Here is a 23,810-nt window from a genome sequence, read left to right on the forward strand (position 1 = left end):
TGCATATCAATTCGATAAGGTTTTGCCGGAAGCAATGAATGTGTTACTTTCGCTGTCGCAACCTCTTTTATCACATTACAGGAATCGGATTTCGGGGCAACCAGATTTCCGGCGCCGGTTGGGTCAACGAACGACCGGCAAGCAACCAACGTTGCTGTTTTCCATGAGTTAATGTGATGGATGACCACAAATACGGGCTTGCAAAAGCCCAAGATTAGTCAAGGACTACAAATATGTAATCGCAGATTAATACTGTGCCACTCTTTGTTGTGGGTTGCAGGCGGCCTAATTTGGCCGCCATTTTTTTGCTCTACAAGTTTTGCAAATATCTCCCGCATTACCTTTATTTGTCTACTAACCTGGTAGAATATTTCCTAACCGCTCCGCTCCGGGCGGAAAAGCTGTTTGTATGATGTTCCGTACTTATCCTAATCTGAGTTACACGCTCCTGATGCTCCTGCTGGCGTCGTCTGCCCTGCTGATTTTCCGTAAGAACGGCCTTGCAGAAGGTATTGCCCCAAAGCCCAACGTGATCTATATACTTGCCGACGATCTTGGCTCGGGCGACCTCTCCTGTCTCAATCCCGATTCCCAGATCCACACACCCAATCTCGATAAACTGGCTTCCAATGGCCTTGCGTTCACGGACGCGCATTCGGGCTCGGCCGTGTGCACGCCTACGCGATACGGGATTCTTACCGGCCGATATGCGTTCCGTTCGCGGCTCAAAAAAGGCGTTCTCGGCGGTTATTCGTCTATGCTTATTGAAAAAGACCGCTGGACGGTTGCAGATCTGATGAAAAAAGCCGGGTACCGCACCGGCGTCATAGGAAAATGGCACCTGGGCCTCGATTGGGTGAAAGCCGACGCTGCGAAGGACGTGAATCACGCCGAACTGGATATTGACTGGACAAAAAGTGAAAACCTTGCGCTTGAAAAAGGCATTACGGTCGGCCCGAACGACCTCGGCTTTGATTACAGCTACATCATTCCGGCATCGCTGGACATTCCCCCTTACATTTACCTCAAAAACGGCAAACCTATCGATCCGCGCATGACCGACATTACCGGCAACAAAACGCCACGTGGTGTTTTCTGGCGGGACGGGAAAGGCTCACAGAGTTTCGATTTGAAAAAGACACTGGATATTTTCGGTCAGGAAGCGAAAAATTTCATAGTGAGCGCAGCCGGGAACCATTCCAAACCGTTCTTTCTATACCTGCCGTTATCCGCTCCGCATACACCGTGGCTGCCCTCCGAAGCACATAAAGGCAGAACCAAGGCCGGGATATACGGCGACTTCGTGCATCATACGGATGCGGTCGTGGGCGCGGTCATGCACACGCTCGACAGCCTCGGCATTTCCGAAAACACCCTCGTAATTTTCACTTCCGATAATGGCGCCGACTGGAAGCCCGGCGACAAGGAAATATACCCCGCACATCAGGCAAATTACATTTACCGGGGCGAAAAATCCGATATATGGGAAGGCGGCCACCGTGTTCCGTTCATTGTCAGATGGCCGGCGGTTGTAAAGGAAGGCTCAAAGGTCAATCAAACCATATGCCTCACCGACCTGATGGCAACGCTGGCATCGGTTACCGGCCAAAAGCTCGACCGTAACGCCGGTCAGGATAGTTTCAGTTTTCTGCCGGTATTGCGGAACGCTAGTGATACTACGCCTGTGAGACCGAGCATTATCCACCATTCCATCGACGGTATGTTCGCGATCCGCCGTGGCAAATGGAAGTTTATTGACGGAAAAGGTAGTGGTGGCTGGTCGTCCAAAGGCCAGGCCTCGGACCCGGAAGGACAGCTTTATGACATTTACAATGATCCGCAGGAAACTTCTAATCTGTTTGCAAAGCAACCTGAAATTGTAAAGGAGCTCAAAGCACTTTTGGAAAAACAGAAGTCTCAGGGTTACACCCGCCCATTTTAATAACCAGGGTTATATTATAAATCGCCGACAGGACGAACATACCATTACTATGGTTTATCGATAAATCGCTAAAAAGCGGATGGCAAATTGTTTCACCATCCGCTTTCTCTGAAAAGAATTAATTAGAAGAACCGCTGCATGGTCTCCATGTATTCTTCAATCGGCATTGAGCTGCGCATTTGCATTAACTGATTGCCCGTTGCCCCGATCACATTCCTAAACTGATTCGTTTCGCGCGTCGCGAGGCTATGGATCACGTTTACAATTTCCATCGGATCGTCGAGCTGGCTCTCGTCGGCGCCGGCCATAATGGATTGAAGCTTGTTTGTCAGCTCGTCATAAGCCGTAATTTCCGGGTGCTCGTTCCAGACAATGCTTTCCCGGAAATTATTCCCTTTCGAGCCTCCCTGCTCGATGAGCCGCAAGTCGATATTGAGCGGTTTCAATTCATAATATAACCCCTCGATCAGCCCTTCCAGCGCAAATTTGGACATATTGTAAAGCGAGCCCAGCGGTACCGCAGTGGTAACCCCCATAAATGAGCTGATATTGATGAACATCCCGCCGCCATTCGCGCGGAAATGTGGCAGGAATCCGCGGATCACATTAATAGGCCCACGGGCGTTGACTGCAAACTGCCAGTCGATATCCTCTTCTTTCGCAAGTTCCAGCGCGCCGTAGGTACCCATACCCGCATTGTTCACCACTACATCTATCTTTCCAAAGGCGGCGATCGCTTCTTCAACGGCTGTTTTGACCTGGTTGATGTTGGTCACGTCCAGTTTGAAAATCTTAACATTCTCATAGGCTGTCAGTTCGGTCTCCTTTTCCGGTGTACGCATCGTTGCAGCTACATTCCAGCCGTTTTCCGCGAAAAACTTAGCGGTTAATTTGCCCAGCCCGCTGCTGGTACCTGTTATGAAAATGGTCTTTTGCTCGTTCATTTTAGTAAATTTTAAATTGATGGAACAAAAGTATCCGATATTGGTATAACTTTGTAATCAGTATCACAGAGTATACCAACTACTACTATGGCAGAAGCGACATTGATCAGGAACCAGGCAGAAGAAGTGAAGGCGCTGCAAGACACGATTTACGTCATCGGCGGCAAATGGAAGTTGCCCATTATCAACTCGATATGCAATGGAAACAAACGTTTCCGCCAAATCGAACGAAGCATTCCCGGCATCACCACACGGATGCTTTCCCGTGAATTAAAAGAAATGGAAATGAACAAGCTCATCAAACGGACCGTCTACCCCGACTCTCCGGTGTTGGTGGAATACGAGTCGACGCCCTACTGCAAGACGTTCGGCAACATTATCCTCGCCATGATCGACTGGGGCAAGGAGCATAAGAAGTACATTCAGGAAGAAAACTGAATGTGTTGAAGAGGCCCACCGGCTACCGATGGGCTTTCTGCATTCAGGCAATGCTACGGATCCAGGCTTCTGCCATTTCCGGATCGGTAAAAAAGCGCTCGTTCGGGCTGCTATAAAGCGATTCGTACTTCGCGATCTTCGTCTCATCCTGATGGCAATGCGCCGCGGCGAGGCAGCGGATATTGCGCTTACTGCTGAGCACCAGCCCGGAGGCTTCTTCCTCAAACATGGCTACGTATCCCACTCTCCACCCGTATTCAGCCAGCGTAAGCGGGATAATATTGCGGAAATGCTTATGCGCATCAAAGTTAAGCGCCGTGAAACCGTGAAGATTAACGAATATACGGAACGTCCCCCCGTCTTCGACCTGATCCAGGGCCGCTTGAAGTGATTCTTCCCAACGGATCACATCCTCCTTATCCAAATCCCCACTAATGTGCGTCACAATAAGACGGTTAGCCGGCTCCCAATCTGTTTTGATTACTTTTAAATCTGTCATTTGAATAGGCTAATAAATCTAAACTAACGACGTAAGCGGTGCCTGCCAGCATTTGTTCCAGACGTCGACGGAAAGCATTGGTTTGTCGACAAAACGTCTCCCAACCGATGTGACTCTGCCACAACTTATTTTATGTAACTTATTGTAGCCAAAATAACAAAATACTTATATTACTGCCCTTTGACGACAGCACCCGCCAGATAATTTCCCGGACCAATACATTTAACTGACAGATAGTGAAGACATTTCTCTACCGTTTTGCGAAACAGGCATTCATATCACTTGTGTGGTTATACGCGGGGGCGCCTTCGCACGCGCAGCATTCACGCGTGGTGCTGGCCGATAGCGCACATGCGGACATACGCGAGGGCGACGTTTTGGTAACAGGTAACTGGAATATCTCGCCGCAGATCCGGCCGGATGTTTATGACGCATTCATCGAAGGAAAGAGCAAACGCTTCGCATTCATCACCAACCGCGACTCCGTTGTTTTTGAGGTCGAGCCCGGAAAGAGTTACCCGTTCGTGGTGCTGCTGAATGGAAAAGATAGTGCATTTACAGAGTTCAAAGGTATCAAAATCGTACCCCGCGCACGGTTTTCCAAAGCATACCAGGCTGCTCACCGGGGTAAGACTTTGGTCGAAATCCCGGAGGTGTACGAACTCATCAATATTGTATTTGCATTAACGGACCGGGGCAGGAACGTGAGCGGATTCGTGAATCGGGATACGGACTATTACCGCGAAGTGATGGCATGGTTTGAACCTTACACCAGTCATGAGGTAGTCGAAAAGGTCAACAAAGGGCTTGGCGTCGACGGGGGGATTCATGCCATGAAAATGGATGCCTATCCGTTCGACCTCGCAGCAGACGGGAAAATCACCCAAGGTCCCGTGTACGACCGCATCGGTAATTCGTACACCAACAATCTGTTGTACTATCTTCCGGACCTGGAAAACTTTGCGAAGGCGAGCCGCTTTCAGGAATTTTACAATGCCCACAGTCCCTATTACAATCACTTGATCCAGGTCTATCGTGACTCTGTCGGCGTCCCCGAAATGCAGCGCTGGCTTGGCCGGAACTTTCCTTCAACGCATTACGACGCATTTAAAATCATCTTTTCGCCTTTGGTAAGCGCCAACCAATCCGCCAGCTTCTTCGATATTGACGGCTTCTGCGAAGCGCAGGCACATGTCAACTTTCCATTTCACAAACCGGGAGCAACTTCCGAGTGGTCGGAAAAAGCCCGGTTCGTCATGGATGGTAACATCGTTTTTACGGAATTCAACCACAGCTTCATCGGTCCGGAAGGCCAAAAGACTGCCTACCGTGACCGTATTCAAAAAGTATTCAAAGACCTCTCCATCTGGAACGACAACAGCAAACCGGCGCGCTACTACGACACGCCCCAGACCTCCTTCGACGAATACATGAACTGGGCACTCGTAAGCCTCCGCTATGTCGATCACGCACCGTTCGCCGAGCAAGAGAAACTCATCGCTTCCAATGAGGATAATATGGTTAATTTCCGCGGCTTCCGGCGTTTTAAAGAGTTTGACCAGTTTTTGGTCAAAATTTACAAGGAGCGAAAAAAGGGTCAGACTGTCGCCGATCTGTATCCTCAGATCGTGACTTGGTTTGAGAAGAATAACAGATAAATGCAGATGTAAATCAAAAACTTACGCCATGAAAAACCAACGGATCAGTTTAGTATGCATCATCACTTTGGCGGCGCTATTCAGCTGCAAAAAGAAAGATCCTGAGCCCGATTGCGGCTGTGACGGCCCGACTGTACTCATTCTTAAAAACACACGGGCATCGCACGAAGGAGCCGGCATATTCACGTTCACACATCCCGTCAACCTGGCCAAAATCACGGCCATCGCCTGCTCCCCCGATTCAATCTGGACCAAAAGTGCCAGTTCCGACATTCCCAACTACACCATCGCCGGAAATCTCAAGAAAGAATGCTTCTTCGGGCCAACAAATATGGTCGTTTTCCCGGCTATTGAAATTACTGAAATTAAAAAGGACTAACGTGACAAAGTGTTGGGCGTAGGCGCAGACTACGCCCAACTATTGCATTGTAACAAAAGCTAGCTTTCCAGCACCTTCGCGAAGCAAACACTATTCTCCACCCCAACATACTGCCCGTAATTCTCCGTGCGGGCGTAGCCGTTCTTCTCGTACAGCGCGATGGCTTCGGGTTGGCGTTGGCCGGTTTCGAGGACGCATTTAAGGTAGCCCATTTCGGATGCCCAGACTTCCAGTTCGCCGAGGACACGGGTGGCGGTGCCTTTGTTGCGGCCTTCGGGTGAAACGTACATCCGCTTGACTTCCATGGCCTCGTCGCTAAATGCTTTGATGGCGCCGCAGCCGATGGGCTGATCGTTTTCGTAGCATACCACGGCGTGGCGGATTTTGTCAATTTTGTTGAATTGGGAGTAAAAACCGTGGTCGGCACCGTCGCGGATCGCGAGGTCGGCGTCGAGGAGCTTTACCAATGCTTTGAAGTCAGGATCGTCGGAGTCGGTTCTTTTTAAATTAATCATTGCAATTCTTCGAGTTCTACCACTTTGGGCGTTCTGGTGAGCCAATGGATAATCAGCCACGCCACAAGATAGGTAAAACCGCAGATTGTAAAAATGATGTTGTAGCCCGCCTGGATATTACCGGCCGCTTTGTAACTATCGAGCAGGTTGCCAATCAGGATCGGAAAAAGAATGCCGCCCACGGCCCCGGCCATTCCACCGATGCCTACGACTGAGCTAACGGCCTGTTTTGGAAAAAGATCGGATGGGAGCGTGAATACGTTCGTAGCCCAGGCCTGGTGCAATGCCACTGCGAGACTGATTAGCCCGACGGCCATCCACACGTCGCTCGAAAACTGGATCAGGATCACAGATAATTCGCAGAATGCCAGCCCCAGCAGCACGGTTTTCCGTGCTTTCAAGGTAGGCCAGCCCCGTTTGATCAACCAGGACGACAGGTAACCGCCGCCAATACTGCCCACGGTAGTGGCCACGTAAATCAGCATCAGTTCTAAACTCGGCTTTTTGAGGTCGAGGTTAAACGTAGAAGCAAAATACGACGGTAACCAGAACAGGAAGAACCAGTAAATCGGGTCGATAAGCCCTTTGCCCGTAATGTAGGCCCAGGTTTGCGGGAATGTGAAAAGTTTGATCCACTTCACCGGCTGCTTTTCAGCTTCGTTTTCGTCCTGTTCCTGTCCGCTGAGAATGTATTGCAGTTCATCGGTGCCCAGGCGCTTTTGTTTTACGGGAATATCATAAAATATCAACCAGAAAATGAGCCACACGAAACCGAGAGCACCCGTAATCCAGAACACTTCCTGCCAACCGTAATGGCTCAGAATCCAGGGAACGAGTATGAGCGCCACCACCACGCCGACGCTCGTACCTGCATTGAAAAGACCGGTCGCTAGCGCACGCTCCTTTCTCGGGAACCACTCGGCGACGGTTTTCACTGCCGCAGGATAATTACCTGCTTCCCCCAGACCCAGCCCCACACGCGCCACACCGAAGCCGAATGCGCTGCGCGCTACCGCATGCAGCATGCCCGCGATACTCCAAAAAATAATGGTGAACGAATACCCGGCTTTGGTACCGATCTTATCGATCAGCCAGCCGAAAGCGAGCAAACCCACGGCATAGGCGGCTGTAAATGCCATCACAATGCGGGCGAAATCGGTTTCGGTCCAAACGAACTCTTTTTCCAGAATGGGTTTCAGGAGGCCGATGATCTGCCTGTCGAGGTAGTTGATGGTCGTGGCGAGAAAGAGCAGGACCACAATGATCCAGCGGTAATTCCTGATTTTACCCATTTGGTTAAGCGAGTTTTTGTGCGAATTGAAGGAAATGTGCTTTCAGCCCGTCCCAGTTTTTGTCCTGAATGAGCTTCTTGTCAAATAATTGTCCGCCGATGCCCAACCCGTTGGCGCCCGCTTTGAGGAACGCCTCCATATTTTCCAGGCTTACGCCTCCGGTGGGAAGGAGTTTCAACTGGTTCATCGGTGCTTTCAGGTCTTTGATATACCCCGGCCCCAACGCGGTGGCCGGATAAATTTTCACCATCGACGCCCCCAATGACCATGCATTGAAGATTTCAGTGGGAGTATAGGCGCCCGGAAACACCGGAATGCCTTTTTTGACACAGGATTTTACCACTTTTTTACTCAAAACCGGTGTCACGATAAATTGCGCCCCCGCCTCTAATGCTGCGTCCAGGTCGTCTTTGGTGCACACGGTTCCGGCACCGATGTTCAGGCCGTAATGCTCATTTTCCGCCGCGTAACGGATAATATCGGTCGCGCCGGGTGTGTTCATGGTAATCTCGACGGTGGTCAGCCCTGCTTCCCGGTAGATAGGCAGGATGCGCTTGACGTCCTCCGGCGAAACGTTCCGGATAATGCCGACCAGCGGCGCCTTGTTAAACAACTCCCATGAAAATGTACGCTCACTCATAAATTTGTTTTATTCAATGTTAAATGTTGGTTCTTAAAAATCCGGATATGCCCGGCTGTTGCGGCACGGTCGACGATCTCCGAAGGAATGATGGTTGCCCTGCCTGCCAGTCCGAGCGTTTCTATCGCGGTTTTGTACAATTGGTAAAGATTATTACCACCGCAAAGTACCAGATGTCCGCTGAGCTCTTTGGTCAGGTCGCGGATTTCATAGCCGATCAGCAGCCCGCTCAGGAACATCCCGTTTTCCCGTTTACTTAATAAATCAAAAAGCTGGTTGGTTCTTACTGTAAATAATGCATTTAAAATATTCCCCGTCCCAGACTCGCGTATGCCCGCGCGAAACGCATCGGCGGCTTCCTGGTTAAAATCCGACTGGTGATAATGGTCGATGGAGTCTTTGAGAATGCTTTGACTGGCCATAAGATTGAACACCTCGCCGGTCATAAATGTCTTGAAATCAATCAACCTTCCGTCGCGCACGAACATATGCTTCGAATGCGTGCCCGGGAAGATGAATATGGCATCCCGCCCCGAAAGGTCCATTCCTGCGCCCAGGCCTATCAGCTGCGTTTCCTCGCCGCGCATCACATCGTGGTCGCTCCGGACGCCGGAAACGATCGTGATCTCGTGCGGAAAATCCGGTTGCTCGTCGAAATGTCTCATAGCGAGATGTGCGCCGTCCAATGCAAATGGCAACCGTGCGTAAGGCAACTCCTGCATGCCGATCGACGATGAGGCCATGCCGGACAGCACGATCGGGACGCCGGTCAGATCGATGCCGGTTTGCTTGTGCAATGCGGTGATCTGCGTCGCGATGATCGACCGGTAGTATTCGCCACGCGGCACGTTCGCTTCGCCGCCTGCTGCCTGCCAGGCATTGTACACGGCACCGATGCCGTTCGGCGACGTTACCTCCCCTACCACATCGTGATCCCTCACATTGACCAGCCTCAACCGAAACGAGGAGGTTCCCCAGTCACAACTTAGCAGGTGTTTACTCATAGTGTTCTTCTTTGTTAAGTGCTGGGATTGAAATCCCAGGTTAAAAATGTGCGTGCCTCCGGCACTTCTTTGCTTGGCTTCGCCGAATGGAAGTCGGCTGCTTCCTCTCGGACCCGTCGACCAAAGTCGACGGTAACAGATTTTAAATCTCTGGCCGTCGACTTTAGTCGACGGAATTTAAGGCAAAGGATATATAAGTGCCGCCGGGTTTGAGGCCGTATCTTGTGCCGCCGGCTGCGATTGCAATATATTGCTTTCCGTTGACCATATAGGTAACAGGTGTCGCAAAACCGCCTGCCGGGAGTTTGTATTCCCAAACTACTTTGCCGGTTTTGGTATCGAATGCTCTTAGTTTCTCGTCGTAAGTGGCTGCGATGAAGAGTAATCCTCCGGCCGTAACGAGCGGGCCACCGTGGTTTTCGGTACCGGTTGGGGCTATGCCCTGTTTGGTAAGCTCAGGGTATTCGCCGAGCGTCACTTTCCAGAGGTATTCGCCGGTGTTCATGTTGATAGCATTCAGCGTGCCCCAGGGTGGCTTAATGGCCGGGTAATTGTCCTGGTCACGGAATTGTACATTACCATTGTTGACGTAAGGCGGCTGATGCGGAAAGGCGGCATTGGTTTGGTTCCCAGTGTTTTGTGTTTGCGCATGAACATCGTTTGCAGCCGATTTTGTCTCCGTTTTCAAAAGAAAATCCATTATCGCCGCGCGATCTTCTTTCGAAATGTGCTGGAACGACGGCATACGTCCGCGCCCGGTTTCGAGCAATGCACCTATTTGTTCACGGTTCATCCGTTGCCCGATGTCTTTCAACACCGGATAAGCCTGTGTTGCTGCCGAAGCAGTAGCATTTTGGGCATCCGTTGCATGACAAATCGCACAGTTTGTATTAAACAGAACATTACCTTTTGACAACGACCGACCTTCCTGACCGCTCCGCGCTTCCTTCGCATCCCGCATTTTGAGCCACCAGAGCATATTATTACCATTGACATACACAATACCTTCCGGATCCGCCGCCGTACCGCCCCACTCGGCACCACCCCCGATACCGTACAACAAGCCTCCGAGCAGATCGGATGGATGGTTTTTGGGACCTTTGTTACTGCTTCGAAAGCGTTCGAGCACGTATGCGTGCGCTTCGGGCGTGCGGGAAGTAATATCGGCTTCGGTTAATACCTGATTGGCAAATGGGGCAGGTTTTGTCGGTACCGGCTGGGTCGGCCAGGGCTGATCACCAGGCAGCGGCTTCGCGTTCGGTACATGTACTTCCTTTACCGGAAAGAGCGGCTTACCCGTATCACGATCGAACAAGAAAACATAGCCGTCCTTGGTCGCCTGCGCTACTGCATCGACTGTTTTGCCGTTCCGTTTTACCGTGATCAGGTTGGGAGGGCACGGGATGTCCCGGTCCCATAGATCGTGGTGTACGGTTTGGAAATGCCACACACGTTTGCCTGTGGCCGCATTGAGCGCAATCACGCAGTTGGCAAACAAATTACTTCCTTTTCGCGCGCCTCCGTAAAAATCCACGGACGGCGAGCCTGTTCCGAGAAACACCATTCCACGCTTTTCATCGATCACCATGCCGGCCCAGCAATTGGCGCCGCCCAGTTTCCGGTATGAATCCTTCTCCCAGGTGTCGTACCCGTACTCGCCCGGGAGCGGGATCGTGCGGAACACCCATGCGACCTTACCCGTACGCACGTCGAATGCGCGGATGTGGCCCGGCAATGCGTCGCCGCCCTCCGACACCGAGGAGCCGGTAATCAAGAGGTTTTTGTAAATGACACCCGGTGTGGTATTGCGGATGTTGAATTGATAGGGATCGTAGCCGTAAGTCGACTCGTCGCCCAGGCCGTCGTGAAAATCCACCTCACCATCCTTGCCAAAACTTTCGACCAGCTTACCCGTTTCCGCATTCAATGCAAACAATGAAGGCCCGGCCGTGAACAAAATGCGTTTGTCATTCCCCTCCGACCAGTACACCACACCGCGCATCGGATGAAACCGCGGCCGCTTTCCTTCGAAAGGGTCGAACTTCCAAATCTCCCTGCCCGTCGCCGCCTCGATGGCGAATACCTTCAACCGCGGCGTGGTACCGTACATAACCCCGTCGATCACGATCGGCTGGCATTGGATATCCATGCCGCGTTCACCGGGCTTATTGTTCTCGCCGGTGTCGTAGGACCATACCGGTTGCAGCCTGCCTACATTCTCCTTATTGATCTGGGTCAATGAGGAGTAGCGGTTACCGGCATTGTTGCCTCCGTATACAGGCCAGTCGGCGTCTTTGGGGTCGTCCGGGCTCCGGCCGTCCGGGACGCGTTCTTCCGGGATCCGGTCATTCGAAACCCGGCGATCGTGAAAAGCCGGTACCAATGCGCCCAAAGTCGCGGTCAATAGTATGGACCATATGATCGTGAATCGGATCATTTTTACAGTTAGTGAAGGTAATGTTGTGTTAAAAAACAGCGGGGTGTCTCGCAAGCATTTTGCATCCCGACTATTATGTTGTTACATGCCTACGGCATTTTCACCATCAGCGCAAAACGTTCATAGCTACCAAGGTTACGTCGCTAACGCGACTTATATTTGGCGTTACATGCCTACGGCATTTTCAGCATCCAGCGCAAAACGTTCGTAGCTACCAAGGTTGCGTCGCTAACGCGACTTATATCTGTCGTTACATGCCTACGGCATTTTCAGCATTAGCGCAAAACGTTCGTAGCTACCAAGGTTACGTCGCTAACGAGACTTAAATCTGTCGTTACATGCTAGGGCATTTTCAGCATCGGCGCAAAACGTACGTAGCTACCAAAGTTGCGTTGCTGACGCGAATTGACTGTCGATACATGCCTACGGCATTTTCAGCATCGGCGCAAAACGTACGTAGCTACCAAGATTGCGTCGCTGACGCGACTTATATCTGTCGTTACATGCCTACGGCATTTTCAGCATCAGCGCAAAACATTCGTAGCTACCAAGGTTACGTCGCTAACGCGACTTTTCATCTTGCTGTACAGTGCCGTCAGGCACGCAACATTGGTAGCAAAAACGGTCCGACACTCCTTTTCAAAATCCCGTAGGGATGTAACAACAACACCCGAAAACCTACAAATTCGGATTAATGGACGTATCCGTGTAAGGCAATGGGAACCAGTAATTCTCCTTCACGATCGGCTTGATCGGCTGCAAATCGTCGGTGCTTTTCTTGGCATTTGCTTCTTCGACGCGCTCCAACCGTATCAGGTCGAACCAGCGCGTACGTTCACAGGCAAACTCCCACGCACGCTCCTGCACGACCTCGTCGGCGAATTGCGCGGCGGTAAGGCCGTCACCCGGCGCCAAAGCTTTGGTACCCGCCGCGCGACCGCGAAGACGGACTTTGTTCAATGCATCGTAAGCAGCCTGGTCGGGACCGCCGGTGCCGCGGGCTTTGGCTTCGGCGTAGACCGTGAGCACGTGCGGGTAGCGCATCATCACCGACGGCAGCGAAATGCTCGATGTCACAATGTTGCCTTTGATATACCATTTCTGGTAGTAAGGATGTTTGGTCAAACTGTTCTGCCAGGTAATTTTGGTCGCGCCAAGGCCGAATTCTGTGCGGAATGTAGCATCCTTGCGCGGCCCGGCAGGGAAATCGCGGAAAAAATTGAGCTCTGCGAACATATCGTCCCAGCCGCCTTCCTCGCCCGGCATGGTCGTGTTGCCATAGGTTGCATTCGCCGTGCCGCTACCGCCGAGGTATCCGCTGATCTGGAACACCGCCTCTTTGGTGCCCGGTGAGGCCGGGTCGTTTTCAAATACTGCCGCGAAGGTTGGCAGTAACTCGAAACCATAGGTGGCTGCATTATCGATCACTTCCTTGGCTTTTGCCGCTGCGAGGTCGTATTTGTCGGTTTGTTTCAATGGCCAGCCTGCCATCGTCAGGTATACATCAGCCAGGAATGCTTTGGCCGAGCCTTTGTTGGGCCTCCCCGGATCGCGTTTCGCATTCGGCAGGTTGGTTTCGGCTACTTTCAAGTCTGCGACGATCAGGTCGTAAACCTCCTGCGGCGTCGATTTCTTGACAGTCAGCAGTTCATCCGAATATTCTCCGGCCATAATCAGCGGAATGTTGCCCCAGAAGCGCGTCAGCCAGTAATACGAAAATGCGCGTATGAAATGCGCCTCGCCGACGATAATATCGATCGTGGCCTTGGTACCAACCGTTTGCTGATAGTTATTAATCACATTGTTCGCTCCCTGAATGGCCTTGTAGCAACCATTATAAACCGCATTCGAACGCTGGTTGGTAGTCGATACATTAAATTGGTCGAACTCCCGCCAGTCGGCCTTGTTACTGGCCGGGTGCGTGGTGACGTCGTCCGCACCCAGCACAGCCGCGTTGGCCGACGGATGCAAAAAACCGTAAGTCCATTGATTCCCAAGACCTTTGTACGCACCGGTCAATGCCGATTCGAGGCCATCCTGCGTGGAGAGCACATTCGGCCCGTACAAAAGCCCCGTCGTGTCCTCATCAAGGTAATCGCTGCAACCCGCCCCGGTAAGAAGCAAGCCGCTTAAAAGAAGTATGGTTATTTTTTTCATGTCTGTCTGATTGATTTTTTCACTTTAACAAATCCCAAATCCGGAGTCGGCCGTCAGAACCCCAACGTCAACCCTACCGTATACACCTTCGCATTCGGATAGGAACCGCGGTCGATACCGATGGCGGTGTCGGTGCTGGAACCTACGTTGCTGGTTTCAGGGTCCGGGCCGGAATATTTGGTGATTGTAAACAGGTTGGTAGCACTCGCGAAAATGCGGATGTTGGCCTTATCCTTGAAAACGGACGACGGTACATTGTACGCCAGACTCACGTTTTTCAACCTTACGAAACTTCCGTTTTCCACAAACCGGCTCGACTGCGTGAATGGCTGGTAAGTTTTGGTAAATGCCGGAATGTCCGAATCGGTGTTGCCCTCACGGTAGTAATCGCGGATTTCGGTCAGCAGGAACTGGCGCGCCTCGCCCGAGCCCGACATGGCACCTGCACGAGTATAGTTCAGTTTGTCTACCCCAAATGCCCCTTGGAAGAACACATTCAATGTAAAACCACTATAAGTAAAGGTGTTATTCCAACCGCCGGTCAGTTTAGGGAACGCGTGGCCGACAATCTGGAAATCGTCGGTAGTGATCGCATTGTCGCCATTCACATCCTCATAATGCGGGTCGCCGGGCACGCGGCCTTGCTTGGCGGCGATATCGGCCTCATCGGGTTTGAATGTACCGAGGTATCTCAGGCCCCAGTAAGAACCGAGCGGCTGGCCGGGCATGAGCATAAATTCGTTGGTGATGGACATACCGCCGCCCGCGCCGGTTCCGGTACCGAGCCTTGGCAGCCCGCCGAGGCTCACCACCTCGTTTTTCAATGTCGACAGGTTCAGGTTTGTTTCCCAGCTGAATTTACCTTTTTCAATGGGCGTACCGCCGATCGCAAACTCGAAACCGCTGTTTCTCACCTCACCCACATTACGCGGCTGCGTTCCACCGCCCGCGTAGTTGGGCAGCTGCACGTTCAGCAGCAGGTCGGTAGTGCTTTTATTGAAATAATCGGCTTCGAAATGCAGGCGACCGTTGAGAATCTCCACTTCGATACCCACGTCGGTTTGGGTAGTGGTTTCCCATTTCAGGTTCCTGTTGCCCTGGTTGCCTTGTATTACGCCCGCCGTCACGCCGGTATTATTGAAACCGACCTGCGTGGAGTTGTAGGGAGATAATGTCGCGTACGGGTTAATGGCCTGGCTACCCGTTTTACCCCAGCTTCCGCGAAGTTTCAGGTTGGTAAATACATTCCAGTTTTTGATAAACTCTTCCTCCGAAAGCCGCCAGCCCAATGCCACCGACGGGAAAACGCTATTCCGGTTGTCCTTGCTGAATTTGGAAGAACCATCCCGCCGAATGGCAGCGGTTACCAGGTACTTGTCTTTGAATGCGTAATTCACACGCCCAAGCAATGAGAGCAATGTCCATTTCGAAAAGCCCGAGCTGACCGTCGCGGCCGAGTTGCCGCCGATATTGTCATAGCCCAATTGCGGGAAACGCAGGCCGTTGGCGGTGGCAGTAAAATTCTTGTCGGTAAACTGCTGGGTCTCCAATACGGCTACCGCAGTGATCGAATGGTTACCGAATGTACGGTTATAGTTCAATGCATTGGTATTCTGCAAAGTCACCTGGTCGGCCGAATAGCGGGTTGCATTCGGGTTGTTGTTCGAAAGGCGTTTGCCGTTAAAGTTCTTGTTCTGGGCATCGAGATAGTTGATCGCATATTGCAAATCGAGCGAGAGGCCGGTAATCGGCAGCTGGTAACTCAGTCCGCCGATCGCATTGATATTCATGCGTTCGGTGTCGATGGATTTGTCGTACAAATGATCCAGCGGGCTTCTCGAGACCGAGCCGATAGGATCGGCAAAAGTGGGCTGGCCGTCGGTGCCGTACGCGGGCGTGGTAGGTGCCCATTGCAATGCCTCGATGAGCGCACCGCCGCCGTCTGTATTGTGGTTGGCCGTTTTCGCACCCGACAAATTGAGCCTCAATGCGAGGTTCTTGTTGATTTGTGTATTGAGATTAGTCCGTAAAACATAGCGTTTGAAGCCGCTGTTATTCACGATCCCTTTCTGATTCACATAGTTACCCGAAATCAGGAACGAGGTCTTTTCACCGCCTCCCGAAACCGTCACCTGGTGCTGCTGGCCGCTTCCGTTGCGGTAAACGAGATCCTGCCAGTCGGTACCGCCATTCTTTTTGAAATCGTCGACCTGCGCTTGTGTGAATGGCGCATTGGAGCCGGTAGCGGCCGCACGCGCATTCACGATCTCGGCAAACTCGCCCGCCGGAAGGATATCGAACCGCTTGATCACATTTGAAACACTACCCTGCCCTTCATAGCTGACCTTAATGCCCTTGGCGCCCTTTTTAGTCGTGATAATGATCACCCCATTCGCACCGCGGCTACCATAGATGGAAGTCGAAGCCGCATCTTTCAGCACCTGTAACGACTCGATATCATTGGGATTCAACAAATTATAATTAGCCCCCACGAACCCGTCGATCACGTAAAGCGGGTCGTTGTTACCGAGCACCGAGTTGGCACCACGAACGCGCACTTTCGAATCCCCGCCCGGCGCGCCGTTGGATTGCGTCACCTGCACCCCGGCCGCGCGCCCTTGCAACACCTGGTCGAGGCGGGTAATGGGCTGCTGCGAGAACTCCCGCGTCGAAACCACCGACAATGCGCCGGTAACGTCGGTTTTTCGCTGGGTACCATACCCTACCACCACTAGCTCATCCAAACTGCGGGAACCCTGCGCAAGTTTAATGTCAATTACCGAGCGGTTACCGATCTCTATCGTCTGGGTTTCATAGCCGATAAACGAAAACACCAGCGAGCCATTCCCCGGCGCCTGGATCACATAATTCCCCTCTCCGTCGGTCACGGTACCCTGCGAGGTCCCGCTGATCAGGATACTCACGCCGGGCAATGCGGCATTGTCCTGGTCCGTCACTTTTCCGGTCACTCTCCCACCCTGGGCGAAGGAAGCACCTCCGCTCGCAAGGAAGAGAACCAGGCATAATTGCATGAATTTTCTCATGGTTTACGATAGATAAATTATATTTGAACGTTAAAAAATGCAATTTTCGCTGCGGTATGGCTGTGCCGTTCCCGCTGCCGACGGCCGACCAACGACCGCCGACCGCCGATCACTTGTTTGATCATCAGTCCGTTTTCAATTTTACTAAACTCCTAGCCCTACACCTCACCGCAACCAACAAGCTATCGGCGGTCAGCGGTCAGCCGTCGGCGGCCATAAACTCCCAGCCCTACACCTCACCGCAACCAACAAGCGATCGGCGGTCAGCGGTCGGCCGTCGGCGGTCAAAATCACCAATCCACCACCGACCCATCCAGGGCGTTATAACTCTCCGGGTTCTTCCAGTCGTGGCCGATCTTGTCCTTGATCGCGTCTTCGTCGAGCTCTACGCCGAGGCCGGGTTTGGTAGGCACCATTACGGTTCCGTCTTTTTGTAGTTTGAATGGTTCTTTGATGTAGCCCTCGCCTAGCGACACCTGCTCCTGAACGAGGAAATTGGGCACGCTGGCTGCGAGTTGCAAGCCGGTAGCGAGTGAAATCGGTCCCATCGGGTTATGCGGGGCAATGGGGATGTAGTAGGCCTCGGCCATTCCGGCAATGAGGCGCCCTTCGGTAATGCCGCCCGCATGGCACAAATCGGGCTGGATAATGCTGGCAGCGCCTTTTTCGAGGATTTCGCGGAAGCCCCATTTGGTAAAAATCCTTTCGCCGGTGGCAATGGGAATATGGGTGCCGCGGGCAATGTCCACGAGCGTGTCCACATTCTGCGCCTGGCAGGGTTCTTCCACGAAAAACGGCTGATACTGTTCCAATTCCTTGATCAGCACCTTCGATGTCTGCTGCGGAACCGCGCCGTGGAAATCGATGGCGATGTCCATTTCAGGCCCGCCAGCTTCGCGGAGGGAGGCAAAATTATCCGAGGCGTACTTAATGAAGGCCATGTTTTCGACGATGTTTGCCGGGTTCTTTTTGGCTACGCCCGTTTTAATGATCGTGTAGCCCTCGGCTTTGCGCTTCTTCATGTCCTCCGCGTTTGACGCGCGCCCATATATACGTACGCGGTCGCGGGTGGGCCCGCCCAGGAGCTCGTGCACGGGTACGCCCAGGAGCTTGCCCTTAATGTCCCACAATGCCTGGTCGATGCCGCTCAACGCACTGGTGAGCAGCGGCCCGCCGCGGTAGAATGCGTGGCGGTAAATGGCCTGCCAATGATGTACCACGGCCCGCGGGTCCTTGCCTACCAGATAGGGCTCTACCTCCTTAATGGCGGTCTGGATGGTTAGCGCGCGGCCTTCGAGCAACGGCTCGCCGAGGCCTACAATGCCGGCGTCGGTATGGATTTTGAGGAAAATCCAGCGCGGCTTCACCAGGAACGTTTCCAGCTTAGTGATCTTCACCTTCCCGTAGGCCTGAAAGGGCGTCGGATTGGTTGCATAGGAAGTTTTGGGCAGCAGTATCGTGCCCGTCGCCGCCACGCCGAGTACCGATTGAATGGCTGCGCGACGCGACAAAGTGGTAGATTTAGGGTTAGGTTTCATTGCATTACCAGTTATGAATAGAACCGTCCGGACTTTTCAGGATCGGGTGCGGGAACTTGGTTTTCTCTTTGACCTCCATGACGAAAGTCGCTTTTTTAGGATCGAATTTTACCCCCAGTCCGGGCGCATCGTTGAGGTACAGCTTACCGTTTTTGAAATTGATAAAATCCTCATTGAAATAAGGCGGCCGCTCCGGTTCGCCCCCGCCGAGCTCCATCAATGCGCGCGCCGGGCTGCTCGAACCCAGTACGTGCACCAGCGTGGCCGTCGACAACGGGCCCGTAAAGTGCGGTATCATGCCTACATAATGCGTTTCACACATCGATGCGAGCTTCTTGAACTCGCCGATACCGCCGGTGTTGGGCAATGTAAACCGGGTATAGTCGATCCACCGGTTTTCGATGAACTCGTTGCTATCCCACCGGTCGCCGAATTGCTCGCCTACCGCAATGGGCACCTTCGTCATCGAGCGCACGGTTTTATACACCGACGGGTTTTCGGAACGGATAATGTCCTCCACGAAATACGGTTCGAGCGATTCCAGCGCGTTACAGATCTTCAAGCCGTCGGTCATGTCGAACCTCGTGTGAAGGTCGATGGCCCATTTACCCCCGCCGCCCACGGCTTCGTCGATACGTTTGCAGAAATCGATCGTCTTTTTCACATTTTCATAAAAATCGAAGGGCTGGTCGCCATTACCGCCCGTCGGACCGATGCGGTAAGAGCGTAAACCGGCCTCGATGCAATCCCTCGCCCGCTCCTCCTCCGTTTTGGCCTTCGACGCACGGAAACCGGTGGCATAGCATTCCACATACTCCCGCGTGGCGCCTCCCAGCAATTCGTACACAGGCACATTGAGCGCCTTGCCTTTGATATCCCACAGCGCCATTTCGAGCGCCCCCAATGCATGCAGCTTCTCGCGGCCCGGCGGGTAGAACATTCCGCGGTACACGTTCTGCCAGATGTGTTCGATGCGGAACGGGTCTTCGCCGATCATCATCTGCGCGCATTGCTCGATCATATCCTTAGAGCCGCCCTCGCCGATGCCGATAATGCCGCCGTCGGTCTCGATCTCGACAATGCCCCGCGCCTGGTTGAAAAGTGGCTTGTTATACCCCGGCGCGGCGTAGTAGCGGATTTTGGTAATCTTCATTTTGGAAGCAGCCTGCGACGTCGCGAAAGGAAAACCGGCAGCAACAGCAGCCGAGCCGAGAAAGGCTGATTTTATAAAATTTCGTCTTTGCATAATGTACTGGTAATGTAAGGGTTAGTCAGATGTAGTCAGTGATAGCCAAGAGTTGTCAGGTATAGTCAGGTGTGGAAACCGCATGTGACCTCATGATCACACCTGACCGCATTACCCGTTAACAGCGCTCGTTTTCGGTTTCGACGAGTCGCGGGCGATCAGCTTCGCTTCCATCAAAATCTGTTTCATGCCCTCGTCGGGGTTTTTCAGTTTTTTCAATAAGAATTCAACCGATGTTTTGCCCAGCATTTCCAAAGGCTGCTGCACGTACGTGATAGGGCAATAATACAGGTCGAAAACCTCCGCCTGGCCGTAGCTGACGATCGCCAGGTCCGATGGGACTTGGAGACGCAGCTCGGTAATGTATTTCAATGCATTGATAGCCAGACCATAGGTGGCGAAAATCATCGCGTCGACGCGCTGCTCGGAGGCTAGTATCTCGTCGATGGCCGTGCGTACCTCGCTGTCCATCGTTTCGAAATGCACTTCTTTCAGCCAGGCGTCGTGAAATTCGATTTTGTTATCGCGCAATGCGTGCTTGTAGCCGCGCACGCGCTCCTCCATGTGGTACATATTCGATTTGTAGGCCATGATACCGATCTTCTTGTACCCGCTTTTGATGAGGTGAATGCCCGCGTCGTAAGAGGCTTTGTAATTGTTGGTAGCCACAAAGTCGGTCTGGATTTCGGGAAAATGGCGGTCCAGCAATACGAATGGAATATTCCGCTCTTTCAGATAATGCACCTGGTTTTCGGAGCCTTCGCAGGAGACGATGATGAAGCCGTCGACCTGCCGGTTGATCAGCACATTCAACAAGTCCCACGATTTCTCGGCGTGCTCGTCGCAACTGCCGATGATCACCGTATAGCCGTTCTTTTTCGCCTCATCCTCCACCACACGGGCGATGTTGGCGAAAAACGGGTTGGATATATCGGCGATGATGAGCCCGATGGTGTGCGTCTTGCCACTTCTGAGGCTTTTGGCCAGGTGGTTGGGCTGGTAGTTCAACTCCTTGGCTATCAACCTGATTTTTTGAGCGATAGCCTCCCCCACCCTGGTCTCCTTCTCCTTACCGTTGAGAACATAGGAGACCAGGGCCGTGGAGACGCCCGCCTGTTGCGCAATATCTTTGAGCGATGCTTTTTTCATGGACGTATAAGCGTACCGTCGAATTTTCTTACTTGCCAGTTCGACTTGGTAGAAATCGGGAATTTGGCGGCAGCTTTTTCGTTGATGTCCACGCCGATACCGGGTACTTCATTGACCGACATATACCCGTTTTTCATCGTCGGGCATCCCGAAAATACTTCCAGCGTTTTGTCGTTGAACTGCACCGCCTCCTGGATACCGAAGTTCCAGACGGCCATATCGATGTGGGCATGTGCCGAGTGACCGACCGGCGACACGTCACCAGGACCGTGCCAGGCCGTTTTCACATTAAACCATTCCCCCAGCCGCGCCACTTTCATCGCCGGCGTGACCCCGCCGATCTGCGACACGTGAATGCGGATATAGTCGAACCACTGGTTAGCCATCGGTTCGAGGAATTCATTGATATTATTGAAAAGCTCGCCCATCGCCAGCGGCACCGTTGTACTCTGGCGCAGCAGTTTGAACCACTTCATATTTTCAGGAGAAAACGGGTCCTCGATGAAGAATGGCCGGAATTCTTCCAGCTTTTTAATCATATTGATCGCATTCATCGGCTGCACGCGTTCGTGGATATCGTGTAACAGCTCCACTTCCTCGCCGCATTGTTTACGAACGGTTTCAAAGAGAATGGGAATGGCTTTGAGGTAGGCATTTTCATCCATATAGTTGTCCGTAGCCCCGCCGAAGCCCGCTTCCTTGAAATCGGGCTTTTTGGTAGTACTGCCAACCGCGCCGTAGCCGCCCTGCTGAATGCGGATGTACCGGTACCCCTGCTCCTGGATCTTCTTCACGCTTTCCACGGTTTCCTCGGGTGTGCGCCCGTTCGCATGCGTGTAGCACGGCACCGCGAAGCGTACTTTCCCGCCCAGCAACTGGTACAGCGGCATTCCGGCGCGCTTGCCTTTGATGTCCCAAAGCGCCTGGTCGAGACCGCTCAATGCATTGTTGAGCACCGGGCCGTTACGCCAGTAGGAACTCACGTAGGCGGCATGCCACATGTCCTCGATGTTGTCGACATCCCTGCCGGTACAAAACTCATTGAGATAGGTATTGATCGCCACCAGCACCACTTCCGCCCGCTGCGTGAATGTGGCACAGCCAAGGCCATACAAGCCAGGCTCAGACGTTTCGACCTTCACGACAATGAGGTTAGAGCCCTGCGGCGCCGTCGCAATCGCACGAACGCTTTTGATCGTCAGCGGTTTCAAGCCCTTGGCATACTGCGGCGTTTCCCTTTCGGCTGCCCCACGGGCGTTTGAAATACCTCCGAACAATCCGAGGATACCGGCGGAACCGCTCAGTCCCAATGCTTTCATCGTGTCACGACGACTCATTCCGTTCTCTTTCATTTGTTTCAGGTTAAAGGTTTAAGAATTGCTGATATTATTTTTTATCCCACCACACCCTCGTATTGAGGTCGTTGGGCCCCTGCCGCGCATTGGCGTCGTTCACATTCTGCAAGTTCACGACGATCTCGCTGTCGGGATAAGGCATCCTGCGGATGAAGTCTTCCTTGATCTCCGAGCCGGGGTACGGGTTCTTTTTCAACGCCGGGAAACCGCTGCGCCGGAAATTGGCCCAGGATTCGTTGCCATCCAGGAATGTCGCTACCCAATATTGGGTATTGATCAATTCCAATGCTTTGGCGTCGTCGAGCGGATGCGCTTTCAGGTAAGCAAGAATTGCGTCTTCCTTAATGGCCGCCTTCGGGTCGTAGCTGGCCATTTGTTCGAGATTGGCGCGGATACCTTTGGCATAATAATCCCCGGCCTTCCCGGTTACCCATCCGCGCACGGCCGCTTCTGCGAGCAGGAGCTGTACCTGCGCGTAGGTAATGTGAAATTCCGGCGCATCGAGCTTCAAAACGGTGGTGAGGTTGATCTGCGTAAAATCCCAGAGACTCGCTACACCGTTCTCAACCAGCACATTGTTGATCGTCACGTCATTGTAACCCATCGGCATGCCGATCTGCACCTTCGGATCGGATGAGGCGCGGGCGGGCGTCTGCTCGGGACCACCTTTCGCGCCTACATACCGAACCGCGAACACAGGCAAGCGGGGGTCGTTGTTTTCTTTGAGGTAATTCACAAATGGCGCCGCGAGGTAAAAGTTGGTCTTCTCACGAGCCGCTAAGTGATTCGCAATGAAATTATTATACAATGAAGTATGGCGAATGACGGAATTATCCGCATTGCTTTCGAACAAACCTCCCGCTACGGCTTTGGCCACGTAAGCTTTCGCATTCGTCGGGTCTACCTTGGAGAGGCGCATCCCGGCGCGGAGCATGAGCGAGTAGCCGAGCTTTTTCCAGCGCGGCACGTCTCCACCGTACAGAATGTCGGTCGTAACCGGATCTTTGGATGCGTCGAGTGCGGCGGTAGCTTCTTCCAGTTCTTTGAGAATATCCTTGTAAACGGCTTCCTGCGGATCGTATTTCGGCCGGATTTCCTCACTGATATAACCCTTACCCGCATCGAAATAGGGAATGTCGCCATAAGTGTCGGTCAATATCATGAATGCGTAGGCTTTCCAGATGCGCGCGGTCTGGTAAATGTTGGCGCTCAGTGCGTCGTCCTTCGTTTGCTCAGTGACAGCTACGAGTTGTTTAATTACATTTCTGTAAAAATTCACCCAAACGAGCGGCGAGTTGGCATTGTTCAACTGGTTATAATTTCCGCCCGACAGCGAGCTGCCATAGGGCGTAATCACCTGCTGCACAATGCCGAAGTTATAGCAAAGCATGCCGAGCGTCGAGACGCCGTCGAGGTAAGTGGTTGCGATAATGGCTTTGTTCAGGATCAGCGACGGCGCGAGCGAAGTCGGATCTACTTTGTTGGTATTGATCTCGTCGAAACCCTCGTCGCAGCCGGTAATGAACGTGAGCGACAAGAAAAGCGCGAGGATATATTTGAATGTAGCTTTCAT

Annotated in this window: 18 protein-coding genes; 4 read left to right on the forward strand and 14 right to left on the reverse strand. The window is 52.7% G+C overall.

Annotated features, from left to right (window positions below; translation table 11 throughout):
* The first annotated feature begins 409 nt into the window (after positions 1–409).
* Positions 410–1,942, forward strand: coding sequence for a sulfatase family protein (locus BLQ88_RS18000; RefSeq protein WP_229212733.1), 1,533 nt, complete (start codon positions 410–412; stop codon positions 1,940–1,942).
* A gap of 122 nt (positions 1,943–2,064) precedes the next feature.
* Here the strand turns inward: BLQ88_RS18000 and BLQ88_RS18005 are convergent, their stop codons facing one another.
* A complete protein-coding gene (locus tag BLQ88_RS18005) occupies positions 2,065–2,886 on the reverse strand; it encodes an SDR family oxidoreductase (protein ID WP_090152932.1) in 822 nt (273 codons plus the stop codon).
* A gap of 87 nt (positions 2,887–2,973) precedes the next feature.
* On the opposite strand from BLQ88_RS18005, the gene BLQ88_RS18010 reads away from it, so the two are divergent.
* Entirely contained in the window at positions 2,974–3,324 is a 351-nt protein-coding gene (locus tag BLQ88_RS18010) for a winged helix-turn-helix transcriptional regulator (protein ID WP_090152934.1), read from the forward strand.
* Between the two features lie 43 nt (positions 3,325–3,367).
* On the opposite strand, the gene BLQ88_RS18015 is transcribed toward BLQ88_RS18010, so the two are convergent.
* Complete coding sequence (locus BLQ88_RS18015) at positions 3,368–3,823, reverse strand: hypothetical protein (RefSeq protein ID WP_090152936.1); 456 nt, start codon at positions 3,821–3,823, stop codon at positions 3,368–3,370.
* A gap of 236 nt (positions 3,824–4,059) precedes the next feature.
* Here BLQ88_RS18015 and BLQ88_RS18020 point away from each other — a divergent pair, with 236 nt between their 5' ends.
* Both BLQ88_RS18020 and BLQ88_RS18025 read left to right on the forward strand, forming a co-directional pair.
* Complete coding sequence (locus tag BLQ88_RS18020) at positions 4,060–5,481, forward strand: DUF4932 domain-containing protein (protein ID WP_176885016.1); 1,422 nt, start codon at positions 4,060–4,062, stop codon at positions 5,479–5,481.
* 28 nt (positions 5,482–5,509) lie between these two features.
* Positions 5,510–5,860, forward strand: a complete 351-nt coding sequence (locus tag BLQ88_RS18025) for a hypothetical protein (RefSeq protein ID WP_090152941.1) — start codon at positions 5,510–5,512, stop codon at positions 5,858–5,860.
* A 59-nt stretch (positions 5,861–5,919) separates the two neighbouring features.
* On the opposite strand, the gene BLQ88_RS18030 is transcribed toward BLQ88_RS18025, so the two are convergent.
* The 12 genes from BLQ88_RS18030 to BLQ88_RS18085 form a co-directional block, all read right to left on the reverse strand.
* On the reverse strand, positions 5,920–6,375 hold the full coding sequence (locus tag BLQ88_RS18030) for a GNAT family N-acetyltransferase (RefSeq protein ID WP_090152944.1): 456 nt from the start codon (positions 6,373–6,375) through the stop codon (positions 5,920–5,922).
* Positions 6,372–7,667 (reverse strand): MFS transporter, encoded by a 1,296-nt coding sequence (locus BLQ88_RS18035; protein WP_090152948.1) that lies wholly within the window; start codon positions 7,665–7,667, stop codon positions 6,372–6,374. Before BLQ88_RS18035 ends, BLQ88_RS18030 begins: the two co-directional genes overlap by 4 nt.
* A 4-nt stretch (positions 7,668–7,671) precedes the next feature.
* Entirely contained in the window at positions 7,672–8,307 is a 636-nt protein-coding gene (locus BLQ88_RS18040) for a bifunctional 4-hydroxy-2-oxoglutarate aldolase/2-dehydro-3-deoxy-phosphogluconate aldolase (protein ID WP_090152951.1), read from the reverse strand.
* Positions 8,304–9,311, reverse strand: a complete 1,008-nt coding sequence (locus BLQ88_RS18045) for a 2-dehydro-3-deoxygalactonokinase (RefSeq protein WP_090152953.1) — start codon at positions 9,309–9,311, stop codon at positions 8,304–8,306. Before BLQ88_RS18045 ends, BLQ88_RS18040 begins: the two co-directional genes overlap by 4 nt.
* A 163-nt stretch (positions 9,312–9,474) precedes the next feature.
* Positions 9,475–11,748, reverse strand: coding sequence for an outer membrane protein assembly factor BamB family protein (locus BLQ88_RS18050; RefSeq protein ID WP_090152956.1), 2,274 nt, complete (start codon positions 11,746–11,748; stop codon positions 9,475–9,477).
* A 678-nt stretch (positions 11,749–12,426) separates the two neighbouring features.
* Positions 12,427–13,905 carry a RagB/SusD family nutrient uptake outer membrane protein gene (locus tag BLQ88_RS18055; protein ID WP_090152959.1) on the reverse strand — a complete coding sequence of 493 codons (1,479 nt, stop codon included), beginning with the start codon at positions 13,903–13,905 and terminating at the stop codon, positions 12,427–12,429.
* A gap of 53 nt (positions 13,906–13,958) precedes the next feature.
* A complete protein-coding gene (locus BLQ88_RS18060) occupies positions 13,959–16,949 on the reverse strand; it encodes a SusC/RagA family TonB-linked outer membrane protein (RefSeq protein ID WP_090152960.1) in 2,991 nt (996 codons plus the stop codon).
* Between the two features lie 290 nt (positions 16,950–17,239).
* A complete protein-coding gene (gene dgoD / locus BLQ88_RS18065; RefSeq protein ID WP_090152963.1) occupies positions 17,240–18,487 on the reverse strand; it encodes a galactonate dehydratase in 1,248 nt (415 codons plus the stop codon).
* A gap of 4 nt (positions 18,488–18,491) precedes the next feature.
* On the reverse strand, positions 18,492–19,733 hold the full coding sequence (locus BLQ88_RS18070; protein WP_090152966.1) for a mandelate racemase/muconate lactonizing enzyme family protein: 1,242 nt from the start codon (positions 19,731–19,733) through the stop codon (positions 18,492–18,494).
* A gap of 111 nt (positions 19,734–19,844) precedes the next feature.
* Positions 19,845–20,882 carry a LacI family DNA-binding transcriptional regulator gene (locus BLQ88_RS18075; protein WP_090152969.1) on the reverse strand — a complete coding sequence of 346 codons (1,038 nt, stop codon included), beginning with the start codon at positions 20,880–20,882 and terminating at the stop codon, positions 19,845–19,847.
* On the reverse strand, positions 20,879–22,234 hold the full coding sequence (locus BLQ88_RS18080; RefSeq protein ID WP_090152972.1) for an enolase C-terminal domain-like protein: 1,356 nt from the start codon (positions 22,232–22,234) through the stop codon (positions 20,879–20,881). Before BLQ88_RS18080 ends, BLQ88_RS18075 begins: the two co-directional genes overlap by 4 nt.
* 34 nt (positions 22,235–22,268) lie before the next feature.
* Positions 22,269–23,810 carry a SusD/RagB family nutrient-binding outer membrane lipoprotein gene (locus BLQ88_RS18085; RefSeq protein ID WP_090152975.1) on the reverse strand — a complete coding sequence of 514 codons (1,542 nt, stop codon included), beginning with the start codon at positions 23,808–23,810 and terminating at the stop codon, positions 22,269–22,271.

It is taken from the genome of Dyadobacter soli (genome assembly GCF_900101885.1).
GTDB lineage: Bacteria > Bacteroidota > Bacteroidia > Cytophagales > Spirosomataceae > Dyadobacter > Dyadobacter soli.